A 15759-nucleotide genomic window follows, 5' to 3' on the forward strand; every position below is an offset into this window, starting at 1 on the left:
GATGGCGCAGAGCCGGTCGGAAAAGCTCAAACGTCTCGTGACGGTGCAGCGGCATCTCGAAAAGATGGCGGAGATCGATCTTGCCAATACCACGCGCCAGCGCCAGGAAGCTGCCGAGACAATGGATGCGGTCGCCGATGCGATCAATTCTCTGAACCCCGTGCATCGCAGCTTCTCGCGCCACTATTCCGGCCAGTACAGCCGGTTGCAGCAGCAGGACCAGATGCTGGCCAACGTCCAGCAGATGCATGAGATGCGTGTGGTGCGCGAGCGCACCAAGGGCGACCGCATGGAAGACCATATGAAGGAAGCCCGCAGCGCCGAAGAGCGCGAGGCGGCGGACGACGCCATCTACGATCTGATCGACCAGCACATCGCCTACAAGGGTGGCGACGACTGACGCCTTCTCCAAGCCGTTGGAAGAAAAAGGCGTTTTGCACGCATCCGATCAAGCTTGCCTCAAATTGGATTCCGGATACGCCGCCGTCACGGCATCGTCATCCGCCACCAGCCTCCCGTAAGGTTGAGCAGCGATAGTCTTCTCACGGACGATGAAGAGATTTGCCGCAGCGGCTGCGATGTGCAGTTCGGGCAGACCGATGTCCCGATGGTCATGAGGCCGGCGGACCGCCATGAGGACGGGTCCGGCTCGCAGGATTTACCTGAAAGGCTTTGAGACGTGGCAATTACTCCCCCCAGCGATCTGGTGCTCGATGTCGTGCGCGCTGCCGATCCCACCCAGGTTCAGGAAGCGCAAGCCAAGCTGAAATCGAACCGCGCTTCCTTCGAAGCGACCAGTCTTGCCGAAGCAGGCGCCGGATTCCAGGCCGCCGTCGGCACCATTCTCAATCGTGATTCTGCTGGCGCGACTGCGGCGTCGAACGGTGTTTCCGCCGTCGGCGGCAAGGCGGCTGTACCGGAACATCTGCGCAAGTTCGAAACGATGGTTTTGCAGAACTTCGTGAAATCGATGATGCCGAGCGAGAGCGAGCAGATCTACGGCGAAGGCACGGCCGGCGAAATGTGGCGTGGCATGATGGCCGATCAGCTGGGCGAAGCGCTCGGCAAGGGCGGCGGCATCGGCATTGCCGAGGCGCTCGCCAAGAAGAGCGGCATCTCGGGCGGCGCCAAGGACAACGATCCCGACCGTGTCGCCTCCGGCATGGTGCAGGCCTTGCAGCGCGAGGCATTCGCCGACCTGACGCCCGGCATCAAAGACCACAAGAAAACGGCATAAGCGGAGAACAACAAAATGGAACAGGCAAGCAACGAAATCCGAATCCGCTCTGTGCTCGGTCGGCTTGAAACCATCATCGACAACGAAAACGTCAATATCGGCCGCGATCCCGAATTCGATCTGCCGACGTCGAATGCCCACAAGAGCCGCTGCCTCTATGAGCTGGCCATGCTAACGCGCGACGTGCGCCCGGAAGAGGTTCCGCAAAGTTTCTCGCCGCAGCTCGGCCGGGTGCGCGAAAAGCTCGCCACCAATGCCCAGCGCGTCTCGGCCCATCTCGATGCCGTGCGTGAGGTCGTCTCCATCTTGAAGAATGCGGTGCAGGACCTCGAGGCTGACGGCACCTATTCTCAGGAACAGTTCCGCCTGGGTTACGGTACATGATCAAGCTCATCGGCACCGGCGTCTGGGTCCTCGCCGTCACGCTCGCCGCCGTATATTTTTCGCTGAAGATGGCCTCGGCTCCCAAGATCGACGAGGAAGCCGCGGCGCGCGAAGCCGCGATGGAATTCGTCACCGGCTACACGACGACCGTGCCAGTCATTGGGGAAGGAGGCGTCAACGGCTATCTGCTCACCAAACTCGCCTACAAGGCGAACAAGGAGCTGGCGGCCAAGCAGGTCGTTCCGTTGCCGCAGGCGATCACGGACGAGCTCTATACGCTGCTGGTCGGTAAGAAGATGATCGATGTGACAGCGACCGGAAATTTCGATCTCGATGCCTTCAGGGGCGTCGTGAAGGAAGGGCTCAATCGCCGCTTCGGCGCTGATGTCATTGCGGAGGTCTATGTCGAGCAGATCGATTACATCACCACCGCCTCCATCGAGGATCCGGCGCCCAAGAAGGGCGTTACGCTTCTGAAGGGCGAGGTGCCCGAGGTGAAGCCGGCAGAAAAAAGCGGCGGACACTAAGGTCCGCCGCTGAGTTGAGGCAGTTTTTGAGGGAGCCGGCCGCGAGAGTTTGTCAGGGAAAAGTGGGAACCGGTTTTCCCGAAAAGACAAATGAAAACAAAAGACTCTACCGCGTGCCGGCTTCCATCGTTTCGTCGGCAGGTCGCTTCACCACCATGCCTGACAGCTTGTAGCGCATGACATGGTAGAGGAAGAGCGGATTGCCGATCACATAGCGTCGCCAAAGGCGGCCAGGCTCCTGCATCAGCCGGTAGAGCCATTCGAGGCGCAGCTTGCGGATGCCGAGCGGCGCGCGGCGCACGTCGCCGGCCACGAAATCGAATAGCGCGCCGACGCTCAGCACCAGCCGGGCATGGCCGGGGCCGACATGGCGGTCGATCCACTTCTCCTGCGCCGGGCTGCCCATGGCGACCAGGAGTATATCGACATTGGCCTCGCGCACCTGCTCCATGATTTCGTCGGATTTCGCCCGGTCGAAGAAACCGTCGGAAATCGGGATGAATTCATGCCATGGTGCGTGGCGGCGGAAGTTTTCCGTCGCACGCGTCAATATCGACTGGCGGGTGCCGATCAGGGCGACGCGCATCGGCTTGGCGATATAGGTCAAGAGCGCTGGAACGAAATCCGTGCCGTTGAGGTTTGCCGGAAACTTGCGGCCGTGGAACACCATCGAGGCGATGTCGACGCCGTGGCCGTCGGGGAAGACGACCTGGCGCTCGAGCACGGCGCGGTATTCCGGATCGCGCATCATCAGGTTCGCATTGTTGGCGTTGATGAAGGCGATGACGGTCTGGCCGAAGGGCATGGTCGCCACCTCTTCGGCAAAGGTGAAGGCGTCGGCCCAGCTGAGTTCGCAGACGGGAAGACCGAGAATGTCGCGTTGTGCAGTGACGATGTTGCCTGACACGAGGTTCATGACAGGGCCCCTCTCGCGGTAACACCGCACGTCTGGCGACCGGACCGGCCGGCCGTCATGGCCCGCCGGATGGCGCTGTCATCGGGGAATGTGGGAAAGGGCTTCATGCTGCTCCCGCAATACTTGTGCTGCTGGAAGCCGGTGTAACAAGCCCGCCTGAAAGGGCTTTTAAGGAATTCGTTAGAAGGCGGCGGGGTGCTTTTATCCTTTGCTAACCATGCACGTTCCGCCTATGTTATCTCACTGAAAAATATTGTTTTTCCTGCGTTGTCATCATCGCTTTCGGGCCTTTCCGGGTAAAAATATTTGCGACGGGTGCTTCAAAAAAAGACTTATGCGGGCATCTGATTGGTTCTCTCATGCCGCCCAAACGCCCTCTCAAGGCTGACAGGAAAACGGGTGTTAACGAATTGGGCGGGGCGTTTGCAAAACGGGACGCTTGAATTTATGCGTTTTGGACAGCATAGGGCGTTAAGAGGCCATCCCGCCGTGCAGCCGCGCTCCTAAAGTGAGCGCAATTCATCAGGGAGAGAAATGTGACCACCATTATCGATGGGAAGCAGGTTGCCGCTTCCGTGATTGACGCCGTGAAGGCCGCGACCGTGACCTTGGAAAACGAGGCCGGCGTCAAGCCCGGTCTCGCCGTCGTCATCGTCGGCGATGATCCGGCAAGCCACGCTTATGTCGGTGCCAAGAGCCGCATGTCGAAGGAATGCGGTTTCAACTCCATCCAGCATACGCTGCCGGAGCAGACGACGCAGGAAGAGCTCGCCGCTCTCGTCGAGACGCTGAATGCCGACGAGACCATCCACGGCATCCTCGTCCAGCTGCCGCTGCCCAAGCACCTGAATTCGGATCCGATCATCCAGTCGATCAAGCCGGAGAAGGACGTCGACGGCCTGCATGTCGTCAATGCAGGCAAGGTGGCGACGGGCGATCTCGACGGCGGTCTCGTCTCCTGCACGCCGGCCGGCGCCATGGTTTTCGTGCGCCGCACCCATGGCGAGGATCTTTCCGGTCTCAACGCAGTGGTGATCGGCCGCTCGAACCTGTTCGGCAAGCCGATGTCGGCTTTGTTGCTCGCCGCCAATGCGACGGTGACGACGGCCCATTCGCGGACAAAAGATCTTGCCGGCGTTTGCCGCAATGCCGATATCCTGGTGGCCGCCGTCGGCCGTCCGGAAATGGTGAAGGCCGACTGGGTGAAGCCGGGTGCCACCGTTATCGATGTCGGCATCAACCGGATCACGACGGCGGAGGGGAAGACCCGCCTTGTCGGCGACGTCGCCTTCGAGGAAGCCGCCAAGGTTGCCGGTGTCATCACGCCGGTCCCGGGCGGGGTCGGCCCTATGACCATCGCCATGCTGATGGCGAACACCGTCATCGCCGCCTATCGCAAGGCAGGCAGGACGCCGCCGAAGTTTTAATCGCGCGAACATAAAAAGGCGCCCCGCGGGGCGCCTTTTTATTTGCCCGTGGGGGCAGGGCCGGTCGAGGCACGCACGATCAGATCGGTCTTCCAGAGCTCCTGCTGCGGCAAGGTCTCCAATTGAAGAATATCGGCGATCAGCCTTCGCGCGATACGCTGGCCGGCGGCGCGCAGCGATGAGCGCGTCGTCGTCAGCGGGACCATGAAATTCTCCGGCTTCAGCATCGGCAGCACGTCGTCATGGGCGATCAGGGAGATGTCCGAGCCGAGCTTCAGCTCCGCCTGGTTGATCGCCCGCACCGCGCCGAGCGCCAGAACCGTACTGGAACACAGCACCGCCGTCGGCGGAGTATCGAGCTTCAGGAAGCGTTCCATCGCGCGAAACCCGTGCTCGTCGGTCATCTGCGAATTGGAATTGCATTCGTCGCGCAGCACGAGGCCGTGTTCGGCCAGCGCCCGCACCGTGCCCTTCGTCCGACGCTTGGAGAAGGTGAGATAGTCGGGGCCGTTGATGAGGGCGATGTGCCGGTGGCCGAGCTGCGCGAGTAGCCGCGCGGCGTCGTAGAAAGCGCCCGTATTGTCGATATCGAGATAGGGGTAGTCCGTCGCGATGCCCATCGAGCGGCCATGCACGACGAAGGGCGTCTTCAGCGACTTCATCATGGCGATGCGCGGATCCTTCTCGCGCATATAGGCAAGGAACAGCGCATCGACATTGCCGCTGGCCACCAGCCGGCGGCAGGTGGCGACCTCGTCTTCCGGGTGGCTTGGATTGATGACGAAGTGGAAGTCGTGCTTGACCGCCTCGTCGCCGAGGCCGGCGAGGAACTCGCCGAAATGCACGTCGGACTCGATGCCGTCGGCGGTCGGCATGACGAGGCCGATCGAGCCGGCGCGGCCCGTTGCAAGCCGCTGCGCGGCCCGGTTGGGGCGGTAGCCTGTCTCCCGGACGGCATCGAGAACCCGCTGGCGCGTCTCGGCATTGACTTCCGGATAGCCGTTCAGCGCCCTGCTGACGGTTGTCTGCGACAGACCCAGCAATTGCGATAACTGCTTGAGATTCACATGCTTAGCTTTCTTGAAACATTAAAAGCGCTTTGGAGATTGTGCGTTGATATTCCCCATATTGTTCCCAAAGCGTTTTGACATCTAACATCAGCAATTCCTTCAGGAAAAGCGGATTTGGTCATTTTGCGGCGCAAAACTACGCTGCACTGCGTCAGACACGGCGTTTTTGTTTGAAATGATTTGGGGGTACTTGACGAGGGTGAGGGGGAAATGGGATGAAAGGAAATCCAAAGCGCTTTGAATTTTGGGGTATTTTAGAGAATGCCTGCCCCGGGAGGGCGGGTTTGCTATGGGAGGCAAATCACGTGAAAAAGACATTGCTGATGACGGCTGCGCTGGCACTTCTGATGGCGGGCGGCGCTGCTGCTGCCGATTTGAAGTTCAAGCCCGGCGAGGATTCGAAATTCAACTGGCAGAGCTTTGAAGATTTCAAGAAGGGCCATGACCTCAAGGGCCAGACGCTGACGATCTTCGGCCCCTGGCGCGGCGAGGACGAGGCGCTCTTCAAGAACGTCTATGCCTATTTCGTCGAAGCGACGGGCGTTGACCTGAAATACTCCTCCTCGGAAAACTACGAACAGCAGATCGTCATCGACACCCAGGCCGGCAGCCCGCCTGATGTCGCCATCCTCCCGCAGCCGGGCCTGATCGCCGACCTCGCGTCCAAGGGTTACCTGACGCCGCTCGGCGAGGAGACCCAGAAGTGGCTTCTCGACAATTACGCCGCCGGCCAGTCCTGGGTCGATCTCTCGACCTACAAGGGCAAGGACGGCACTGCCGCGCTCTATGCCTTCCCCTACAAGATCGACGTGAAGTCGCTCGTCTGGTACGTGCCGGAAAACTTCGAAGATGCCGGCTACGAAGTGCCGAAGACCATGGAAGACCTTAAGGCGCTGACGGAAAAAATCGTCGCCGACGGTGGCACCCCGTGGTGCATCGGCCTCGGTTCGGGTGGCGCCACCGGCTGGCCGGCAACCGACTGGGTCGAAGACCTGATGCTGCGCACGGCATCGCCCGAGACCTACGACAAGTGGGTGAAGAACGAGATCCCGTTCAACGATCCGGCTGTGATCAGCGCGCTGGATGAATTCGGCTGGTTCGCCAAGAACGACAAGTTCGTCGATGGCGGCGCGGCTGCCGTTGCCTCCACCGACTTCCGTGACAGCCCGAAGGGCCTCTTCGCCTCGCCGCCGAAGTGCTACCTGCACCACCAGGCATCGTTCATCCCGTCCTTCTTCCCTGAGGGCACGGTCGTGGGCGAGGATGCGGACTTCTTCTACATGCCGCCCTATGCCAGCAAGCCGGAACTCGGCAACCCGGTTCTCGGTGCCGGCACGCTTGCCATGATCACCAAGGACACCCCGGCTTCGCGCGCCTTCATCGAATTCCTGAAGACGCCGATCGCCCATGAAGTCTGGATGGCGCAGACGAGCTTCCTGACGCCCTACAAGAGCGCCAACAAGGAAGCCTATGCCAACGGTCCGATGAAGAAGCAGGGTGAAATCCTGCTGAACTCGACGACCTTCCGTTTCGACGGTTCCGACCTGATGCCGGGCAAGATCGGCGCGGGCGCGTTCTGGACGGGCATGGTCGACTTCGTCGGCGGCAAGTCCGCGGCCGATGTCGCCGGCGGTGTCCAGAAGGCCTGGGACGCCATCAAGTAACATCCTGGCAAACCGGCGGGCGTCCGTCCGCCGGTTTTCCCAAGCATGCCCACATGCAGCCGGACCATGCGGTGCAAACCGCGTGAGCGCCCCTTGTGCCTCTCAAGGTCCGGATTGCGCGTGGAAAAGAGCGTCGGGGAAGCATTCCTGGGGAGGAACTGCCATGCAGCAATTGTTATTTGCCATTCTCACGATGGTGGGGGGCGTACTCGCCTGTGCCGCCTATTTCTTCGGAACGAACTGGCTGCTCGACAAGATTTTCCCCTCCAAGGGGCTGACGGGCGCGCAGGCATCGCAGAACCTGCGCATCACCAATGCCGTCAGGCCCTGGCTGTTCATGGCGCCGGCGCTGTTCGCGCTCGCCATCTACCTCGTCTATCCGGTCTTCGAATCCGTCCGGCTCGCCTTCCATGATCGCTCCGGCCAGCAGTTCGTCGGCTTCAGCAATTTCATCTGGATGTTCAACGACGGCGAGTTCCGCCAGTCGATCTTCAACAATTTCCTCTGGCTCCTCGTGGTGCCCGCACTTTCCACCTTCTTCGGGCTCGTCATCGCGGCGCTGACCGACCGCATCTGGTGGGGCAATATCGCGAAAACCCTGATCTTCATGCCGATGGCGATCTCCTTCGTCGGCGCCGCCGTCATCTGGAAATTCGTTTACGACTATCGCTCGGAAGGCTCCGAACAGATCGGCATCCTCAACGCCGTCGTGGTCGCCATGGGCGGCCAGCCCGAGGCGTGGATGACCATTCCCTTCTGGAACAATTTCTTCCTGATGGTCATCCTGATCTGGATCCAGACCGGTTTCGCCATGGTCATCCTCTCGGCGGCGCTGCGCGGCATTCCCGAGGAAACCATCGAGGCGGCCGTCATCGATGGCGCGAACGGCATGCAGATCTTCTTCAAGATCATGGTGCCGCAGATCTGGGGCACGATCGCCGTGGTCTGGACGACAATCACCATCCTCGTCCTCAAGGTCTTCGACATCGTGCTCGCCATGACCAACGGGCAATGGCAGACGCAGGTTCTGGCGAACCTGATGTTCGACTGGATGTTCCGCGGCGGCGGCGATTTCGGGCGCGGCGCGTCCATTGCCGTCGTCATCATGATCCTGGTCATTCCGATCATGATCTGGAACATCCGCAACGCCACCAAGGAAATGGAGCGCTGAGATGATTGCTTCCGCCCGTTCGCCGCTCATCATCGTCGTCCATATTTCCGTCCTGCTGCTCGTCGCGCTCTGGACGCTGCCGACCGCCGGCCTTCTGATCTCGTCGCTGCGCGATAAGGATCAACTCGCCGTCTCCGGCTGGTGGACGGCACTGTCCACCTCCTCGCAGAACCTCACCGGCCGCGCCGCTTCGCCTGAAGTGCAGGTCGAGAAGGACGGCAAATTCGTCATTGAGGGCAAGCTCCTCGAAGGCAACACTGCCAAGGTCTCGGCCTTCGGCGTGCGTCCGTTGCAGCCGTCCGCCTTCGAAGCCGGCAAGCCCGCCGATCTGGGTGACGGCCAGACGCTGACCGTCAATGAGGACGGCAGCTACCAGATCGTCTCGCCGACCAAGATGGAAGGCACGCGCGGCCAGCGCATCTTTTACACGGCCTCCGTACCGCCGCGCTTCACGCTCGACAACTATCGCGAAGTGCTGAACGCCGCCGGCATCGGCTCCTCCTTCATCAACTCGCTGACGGTGGCGATCCCCTCGACGATCATCCCGATCCTCGTTGCCGCCTTCTGCGCCTATGCGCTGGCCTGGATGCCGTTCCCCGGCCGGGCGATCCTGATTGCCGTCATCGTCGGCCTGCTCGTCGTGCCGTTGCAGATGTCGCTGATCCCGCTCCTGAAGCTCTATAACGGCGTCGGCGCCTTCTTCGGGGTGCCCGCGAAAACCTATGTCGGCATATGGCTTGCCCATATGGGCTTCGGTCTGCCGCTTGCGGTCTATCTCTTGCGCAACTATATGGCCGGCCTGCCGCGCGAAATCCTGGAATCCGCCCGTGTCGATGGCGCGTCCGATTTCGATATCTTCGTGAAGATCATCCTGCCGCTCTCCTTTCCCGCACTCGCCTCGTTCTCCATCTTCCAGTTCCTGTGGACCTGGAACGACCTGCTCGTCGCCATGGTCTTCCTCGGCACGGGCAATGACGAACTGGTGCTGACCGGGCGTCTGGTGAACCTGCTCGGTTCGCGCGGCGGCAACTGGGAAATCCTCACGGCCTCCGCCTTCATCACCATCATCGTACCCCTCATTGTGTTCTTCAGCCTGCAACGCTATCTCGTGCGCGGCTTGCTGTCGGGTTCGGTCAAGGGCGGTTAATGAAAGCAATTCCAGCCAAAGTGTGAAGCGGTTTTGCGTCCGGAATTGCATAAAACAAAGTAAAACAGGAAATACCAGAATGACGACGACGTCGGATTCCACCCTTCTCATTCCGGACAAGGACTGGTGGCGCGGCGCGGTGATCTACCAGATCTATCCGCGCTCGTTCCAGGATACCAATGGTGACGGCATCGGCGACCTCAAGGGCATCACCGAGCGGCTTGCCCATGTCGCCTCGCTGGGTGCGGATGCGATCTGGATTTCGCCGTTCTTCACCTCGCCGATGAAGGATTTCGGCTACGACGTCTCGGACTACCAGGATGTCGACCCGATCTTCGGCGAACTGGCCGATTTCGATGCGCTGATCGCCGAGGCGCACCGCCTCAACATTCGCGTCATGATCGATCTCGTCCTGTCGCACACCTCCGACAAGCATCCGTGGTTCGTCGAAAGCCGCTCGCGCCGCACCAATCCCAAGGCGGACTGGTATGTCTGGTCCGACTCGAAGCCCGACGGTACGCCGCCGAACAACTGGCTGTCGATCTTCGGGGGTTCCGCCTGGCAGTGGGATCCGACGCGCCTGCAATATTATATGCACAACTTTTTGACCTCGCAGCCGGACCTGAACCTGCACAATCCGGAAGTCCAGGACGCGCTGCTCTCGGTCGCGCGCTTCTGGCTGGAGCGCGGCGTCGACGGCTTCCGCCTCGACACGATCAATTTCTATTTCCACGACAAGGAACTGCGCGACAACCCGTCGCTCGCCCCCGAGCGGCGCAATGCGCAGACGGCGCCGGCCGTGAACCCCTATAACTATCAGGAACATCTCTATGACAAGAACCAGCCGGAGAATCTGGAATTCCTGAAGCGCTTCCGCGCCGTCATGGAAGAGTTCCCGGCGATTGCCGCCGTGGGCGAGGTGGGCGACAGCCAGCGCGGTCTGGAGATCGCCGGCGAATACACGTCCGGCGGCGACAAGATGCACATGTGCTATGCCTTCGAATTCCTGGCGCCCGATCCGCTGACGCCGGCCTTCGTGGCCGATACCCAGCGCGCGCTGGAAAAGGCGGCTCCCGAGGGCTGGGTCTGCTGGGCTTTCTCGAACCATGACGTGATGCGCCATGTCACTCGCTGGGGCAACGCCGTCACCGATCACGAGGCCCATGCCAAGCTGCTCGCCAGCCTCCTGATGTCGCTCCGCGGCTCCGTCTGCATCTATCAGGGCGAGGAATTGGCGCTGCCGGAGGCCGAGCTCGCCTATGAGGACCTTCAGGATCCCTACGGCATTCAGTTCTGGCCGGATTTCAAGGGCCGTGACGGTTGCCGCACGCCCATGGTCTGGGAGAGCGACAAACAATCCGGCGGCTTCAGCCTTGGTAAGCCGTGGCTTCCCGTTCCCGACGTCCATCTGGAGCGCGCCGTCAATGTGCAGGAGGGCGACGCGGCCTCGGTGCTCGCGCACTACCGCCGGTTCCTGGCCTTCCGCAAGGAGCATGTGGCGCTGGTCAAGGGCGAGATCGAATTCCAGTCGGCCGAAGGCGCCATCCTCTCCTTCGTGCGTACGCACGGCAATGAGAAGGTTTTCTGCGCTTTCAACATGAGCCCGATCGCCCGCCTCGCCGATCTTCCGGCGGGCCAGCTGGAGGTGCTAGAAGGCCATGGCTTCGGCAGCATCATGCATGAGGAAACTATCGAACTTCCGGCCTGGAGCGGCTTCTTCGCCCGCTTTTCTTGATCGGTCAAAACTATTGGGGAGGTAAGAGCATGACAGGGCTGGTTCTCAAGGATATCCGCAAGTCCTACGGCGCGGTGGATGTGATCCACGGCATCGATCTCGATATCAAGCAGGGCGAGTTCATCGTCTTCGTCGGCCCGTCCGGCTGCGGGAAATCGACGCTGCTGCGCATGATCGCCGGTCTGGAGGAGATCACCGGCGGCGACATGACGATCGACGGCGAACGCGTCAACGACGTGCCGCCCTCCAAGCGCGGCATCGCCATGGTGTTCCAGTCCTACGCGCTCTACCCGCACATGACGGTTTACGACAACATGGCCTTCGGCATGCGGATCGCCGGCGAGAGCAAGGAGGAGATCGACCGTCGCGTGCGCTCGGCCGGCGAAATCCTCCAGCTCACGAAGTATCTCGACCGCCTGCCCAAGGCGCTCTCGGGCGGCCAGCGCCAGCGCGTCGCCATCGGCCGCGCCATCTGCCGCAACCCGAAGGTCTTCCTGTTCGACGAGCCCTTGTCGAACCTCGATGCGGCGTTGCGTGTCGCCACCCGCATCGAGATCGCCAAGCTCAACGAGCAGATGGCCGACACGACGATGATCTATGTGACGCACGACCAGGTCGAGGCGATGACGCTCGCCGACCGCATCGTCGTGCTCTCGGCCGGCCATATCGAGCAGGTCGGCCCGCCATTGGAACTCTACGAGCGTCCTGCCAATCTCTTCGTCGCCCGCTTCATCGGCTCGCCGGCCATGAACATCATCCCGGCGAAGATCACCGCGGCGGGTGCATCGACCGCGCTGGAACTGACGGGCGGCCGGATTTCCAACGTCGATATCCCGACGGCGGCCTCGGAAGTCGGCAAGACCGCAAGTTTCGGCGTGCGGCCTGAGGACCTCCAGATCTCTACCGGCGACGACTTCCTCTTCGAGGGCACGGTGTCGATCGTCGAGGCGCTCGGCGAGGTAACGCTGCTCTATATTGACGGCCTCGTGCAGAACGAGCCGATCATCGCCAAGATCCCCGGCATCCTCGACGTCAAGCGTGGCGAGAAGGTGCGCTTCACGGCTGACAGGGCCAAGCTGCACCTGTTCAATGCGGCCGGGCAGAGCTACCGCGCCGTTTGATTTCGCACCCGGGCGGCAGGATTTTAGGCCTGCCGCTCAACCCGATGTTAAGTCTTGCTCCTTACCCTTTTTCCGAAATTTGAGAGTGCCGGGGGCAGGCAAAATGGGCATGGGTCAAGTACCGCGTAACAACTATCTGAATAAGGAAGAGTCCTTCATGTACGATCGGGAAAAGAGTTTCCCGATGGAGGACACTTGTAACGAGGCGCGCATCGAGTTCACCGAGAACGGTGGCCTGATGAATCTCGTGTCCCGCCGGGGCCTGATCGTCAAGCTGTCGCGCAGCGGCGCCGTCATCACGATGACGACGAAGTTCCAGCTGCCGCGCAATTTCTATCTGGATATCGTGAGTGCCCGCCTGCCGATGATCGGCTGCCTGACGCAGCGCGTCTATCCCAACGACGTGGTCGAGGCCCGCTTCCTGCGTCTGCTCTCCGACAAGGACCTGCAGCGAATCTTCGTCTATTCGGCGCACCGCAACCATCAGGGCCGGACGCTGGATATCTACAGCTGATACAAAAAGAGGGGCGAAACGCCCCTCTTCTTATGTCTGCCGGTTGCCGAACTTGGCGCGACCTCTCCTCCGTCATGCTCGGGCTTGACCCGAGCATCCATCCAAGCGCACGCCACCACCTGTGGCCGTGGATCCTCGGCTCAAGGCCGAGGATGACGTTGAGTTTGTGGTTCAGGCCTGCCCGAAGGAGACGCTGCTCAAGCGAAAAGCACGCTCGCGCCGTGATCCGCCGGTCCGGCAATGGCGCGGAAGGCGGCGAAGAGCTCGCGGCCCATGCCGAATTCGTTGCCCGAGAGATCGGCGGTCGCCTGCGGGCGGGCGGAAAATTCGGCGGCGTCCACGAGAACCTCGATCGTGCCATGGGCGGCATCCAGCCGGATCGTGTCGCCGTTGCGGATGCGGCCGATCGGGCCGTTATCGACTGCTTCGGGCGTGACATGGATGGCGGCTGGCACCTTGCCGGAGGCGCCGGACATGCGCCCGTCGGTGAGCAGCGCCACACGCTGGCCGCGATCCTGCAAAATGCCGAGCACGGTGGTGAGCTTGTGCAACTCCGGCATGCCGTTCGATTTCGGTCCCTGGAAGCGCACGACGGCGATGAAATCGCCGGTCAGTTCGCCGGCCTTGAAGGCGGTGTTGAGCTCGAGCTGGTCGTGAAAGACCTTTGCCGGGGCTTCGATGACATGGCGCTCCGGCTTGACGGCGGAGATCTTGATGACCGCCTTGCCGATATTGCCTGTCAGCATCTTGAGGCCGCCGGTCGGCTGGAAGGGCGTCTCGATGCTGGCGAGCACCTTCGGATCGTGGCTGACCTTCGGCGATTGTTCGCGCACGACCGCGCCGTTCTCGCCGAGCCTGGCATCGACCGTATAGGCCTTGAGGCCCTGGCCGTAGACCGTGCGCACGTCGTCATGCAGCATGCCGGTCTTCAGGAGTTCCTGGATCAGGAAGCCCATGCCGCCTGCGGCGTGGAAATGGTTCACGTCGGCAAGGCCGTTCGGATAGACGCGGGCGAGCAGCGGCACGACGTCGGACAGCTCGGAAATATCCTGCCATGTCAGCACGATGCCGGCGGCGCGCGCCATGGCGATGAGGTGCAGCGTGTGGTTGGTCGAACCACCCGTGGCATGCAGGCCGACGACGCCGTTGACGACGGAGCGTTCATCGATCATCTCGCCGGCCGGCGTGAATTCGTTGCCCTGCGCGGTGATGGCGAGCGCCCGCCTGGCGGCTTCCTTGGTCAGCGCGTCGCGCAGCGGCGTGCCGGGATTGATGAAGGAGGCGCCGGGCATGTGGAAGCCCATGATCTCCATCAGCATCTGGTTGGAGTTCGCCGTGCCGTAGAAGGTGCAGGTGCCGGGGCCGTGATAGGATTTTGACTCGGCTTCCAACAGTTCGGCCCGCCCGACCTTGCCTTCGGCGAAAAGCTGGCGCACGCGCGCCTTCTCGTCGTTCGGCAGGCCCGATGTCATCGGGCCGGCGGGAATGAACACGGCGGGCAGGTGGCCGAAGGTCAGGGCTGCAATCGTAAGCCCGGGCACGATCTTGTCGCAGACGCCGAGATAGACGACCGAATCGAACATGTTGTGCGACAGGCCCACGCCGGCCGCCATGGCGATCAGGTCGCGTGAGAACAGCGAGAGTTCCATGCCTGGCTGGCCCTGAGTGACGCCGTCGCACATGGCCGGCACGCCGCCCGCCACCTGCGCCACGCCGCCCGCTTCCCGCGCGGCGTCACGGATGAGCGCCGGGTAGGTCTCGAAGGGCTGATGGGCCGAGAGCATGTCGTTGTAGGAGGTGATGATGCCGAGGTTCGGGACGCGGTCGCCGGCGAGCGCGTCCTTCTCGGCGGGGGAACAGACGGCAAAGCCGTGCGCGAGGTTGCCGCAGGAGAGGGTCGAGCGGTGCACACCCTTGGAGATGGCGGCGCGGACGCGGCCGAGATAGGGCTCGCGGTGCGGCTTGGAGCGTTCGACGATACGGGCGGTGATGGCTTCGATGCGTTTGTCGGCGGACATGGGAGCTATCCTGACTTCCTCGATTGCATTTTTGCACGGTAAAGCGGGCGGGAGTGCTGCGCCATCCGCGGTTGAACGGCGCCACGCGCCGGCATGTTCGGCTTCAGCCGGCTGGACGCTCTAGGGCGCCCAGTAGATATCGACCGGCGTTGCCGCGCGCCGGAGAATGGCGCGGATCGGCATGTCGGTTTCAGGGCCGTCCGCTTCCGCGGCGGCCAGAACGTCCTTCTTGCCCTGGCCTTCGATATGCAGCACCAGAAGGCGGGCATCCTGAAGGCTGGCGAAGGTGAAGGTAAGGCGGGTTTCACCGGCACCTTCTGCCTCCATGGTGATCACGCCGCGCGGCGTCTCGGCCGAGATGGCCTCTTCGAGATTGTTGCCGCCCGGGAAGAACGAAGCCGTGTGGCCGTCCGTTCCCATGCCGAGGATCGCGACGTCGAAGGGTGCGCCGAGGTATTCGGCATCCGCCGAGACGATCTTTGCTGCCTCTTCCGCGCTGTCGGCGTGCCGGTAGAGGGGCAGGAAGCCTGCGGCCTTCGCCTCGTCCTGAAGCAGATTGTCGGCAACCAGCAGATGGTTGGAGCGCGGATTGTCGGCCGGCACGAAGCGCTCGTCGACCAGCGTGACCGTCACCTTCGCCCAATCGATGTCGCGGCTGGACAGTGCCTTGAAGAAGGCCTTCGGGGTCGAACCGCCGGAGACCGCGATGGTCGCCTTGCCGCGGGCCGCGATGGCCTCGGCAAGCGCGGCGGACACCGTGTCCGCCAGGCCTTCGGCCAGATCGGCGCCGTCCTTGAATTCATGCAGTCTCGCGCTCATGGCAATTCC

Annotated in this window: 15 protein-coding genes; 11 read left to right on the forward strand and 4 right to left on the reverse strand. The window is 62.1% G+C overall.

What is annotated here, in order from left to right; translation table 11 throughout:
- Position 1: 1 nt before the first annotated feature.
- The 4 genes from AC27VQ_RS05720 (at position 2) to AC27VQ_RS05735 (ending at position 2148) form a co-directional block, all read left to right on the forward strand.
- A complete protein-coding gene (locus AC27VQ_RS05720) occupies positions 2 to 400 on the forward strand; it encodes a hypothetical protein (RefSeq protein WP_117368233.1) in 399 nt (132 codons plus the stop codon).
- Positions 401 to 679: 279 nt separating this feature from the next.
- A complete protein-coding gene (locus tag AC27VQ_RS05725) occupies positions 680 to 1237 on the forward strand; it encodes a rod-binding protein (protein WP_421594310.1) in 558 nt (185 codons plus the stop codon).
- Between the two features lie 15 nt (positions 1238 to 1252).
- Entirely contained in the window at positions 1253 to 1621 is a 369-nt protein-coding gene (locus AC27VQ_RS05730; RefSeq protein WP_421594311.1) for a hypothetical protein, read from the forward strand.
- Complete coding sequence (locus AC27VQ_RS05735; RefSeq protein ID WP_313523625.1) at positions 1618 to 2148, forward strand: hypothetical protein; 531 nt, start codon at positions 1618 to 1620, stop codon at positions 2146 to 2148. The genes AC27VQ_RS05730 and AC27VQ_RS05735 overlap by 4 nt, the downstream gene beginning before the upstream one ends.
- A gap of 106 nt (positions 2149 to 2254) precedes the next feature.
- Here AC27VQ_RS05735 and AC27VQ_RS05740 read toward each other — a convergent pair whose 3' ends face one another.
- Positions 2255 to 3064, reverse strand: coding sequence for a WecB/TagA/CpsF family glycosyltransferase (locus AC27VQ_RS05740; protein WP_421594312.1), 810 nt, complete (start codon positions 3062 to 3064; stop codon positions 2255 to 2257).
- A 536-nt stretch (positions 3065 to 3600) separates the two neighbouring features.
- Between AC27VQ_RS05740 and folD the strand changes: the two genes are divergently transcribed.
- Positions 3601 to 4491 (forward strand): bifunctional methylenetetrahydrofolate dehydrogenase/methenyltetrahydrofolate cyclohydrolase FolD, encoded by an 891-nt coding sequence (gene folD / locus AC27VQ_RS05745; protein WP_488715529.1) that lies wholly within the window; start codon positions 3601 to 3603, stop codon positions 4489 to 4491.
- 38 nt (positions 4492 to 4529) lie between these two features.
- On the opposite strand, the gene AC27VQ_RS05750 is transcribed toward folD, so the two are convergent.
- Positions 4530 to 5558 carry a LacI family DNA-binding transcriptional regulator gene (locus AC27VQ_RS05750; RefSeq protein ID WP_488715530.1) on the reverse strand — a complete coding sequence of 343 codons (1029 nt, stop codon included), beginning with the start codon at positions 5556 to 5558 and terminating at the stop codon, positions 4530 to 4532.
- 326 nt (positions 5559 to 5884) lie between these two features.
- On the opposite strand from AC27VQ_RS05750, the gene AC27VQ_RS05755 reads away from it, so the two are divergent.
- The 6 genes from AC27VQ_RS05755 (at position 5885) to AC27VQ_RS05780 (ending at position 12913) form a co-directional block, all read left to right on the forward strand.
- Entirely contained in the window at positions 5885 to 7225 is a 1341-nt protein-coding gene (locus AC27VQ_RS05755; RefSeq protein ID WP_488715573.1) for an ABC transporter substrate-binding protein, read from the forward strand.
- Positions 7226 to 7388: 163 nt separating this feature from the next.
- Complete coding sequence (locus AC27VQ_RS05760) at positions 7389 to 8396, forward strand: carbohydrate ABC transporter permease (RefSeq protein ID WP_488715531.1); 1008 nt, start codon at positions 7389 to 7391, stop codon at positions 8394 to 8396.
- A gap of 1 nt (position 8397) precedes the next feature.
- The gene (locus AC27VQ_RS05765) at positions 8398 to 9543 is read left to right on the forward strand and encodes a carbohydrate ABC transporter permease (RefSeq protein ID WP_488715532.1); all 1146 of its coding nucleotides are present in this window, start codon (positions 8398 to 8400) and stop codon (positions 9541 to 9543) included.
- Positions 9544 to 9622: 79 nt separating this feature from the next.
- Positions 9623 to 11278 carry a beta-galactosidase BglA gene (gene bglA / locus AC27VQ_RS05770; protein WP_488715533.1) on the forward strand — a complete coding sequence of 552 codons (1656 nt, stop codon included), beginning with the start codon at positions 9623 to 9625 and terminating at the stop codon, positions 11276 to 11278.
- A gap of 29 nt (positions 11279 to 11307) precedes the next feature.
- Positions 11308 to 12399 carry an ABC transporter ATP-binding protein gene (locus AC27VQ_RS05775; RefSeq protein WP_488715534.1) on the forward strand — a complete coding sequence of 364 codons (1092 nt, stop codon included), beginning with the start codon at positions 11308 to 11310 and terminating at the stop codon, positions 12397 to 12399.
- Positions 12400 to 12502: 103 nt separating this feature from the next.
- The gene (locus tag AC27VQ_RS05780) at positions 12503 to 12913 is read left to right on the forward strand and encodes a hypothetical protein (protein ID WP_488715535.1); all 411 of its coding nucleotides are present in this window, start codon (positions 12503 to 12505) and stop codon (positions 12911 to 12913) included.
- A 197-nt stretch (positions 12914 to 13110) separates the two neighbouring features.
- Here the strand turns inward: AC27VQ_RS05780 and edd are convergent, their stop codons facing one another.
- Both edd and pgl read right to left on the reverse strand, forming a co-directional pair.
- Positions 13111 to 14931, reverse strand: a complete 1821-nt coding sequence (gene edd, locus AC27VQ_RS05785) for a phosphogluconate dehydratase (protein ID WP_488715536.1) — start codon at positions 14929 to 14931, stop codon at positions 13111 to 13113.
- 120 nt (positions 14932 to 15051) lie between these two features.
- Positions 15052 to 15750 (reverse strand): 6-phosphogluconolactonase, encoded by a 699-nt coding sequence (gene pgl / locus AC27VQ_RS05790; RefSeq protein ID WP_488715537.1) that lies wholly within the window; start codon positions 15748 to 15750, stop codon positions 15052 to 15054.
- Positions 15751 to 15759 lie beyond the last annotated feature (9 nt).

The sequence above is a fragment of the Shinella sp. 20P9.1.1 genome (genome assembly GCF_057798995.1).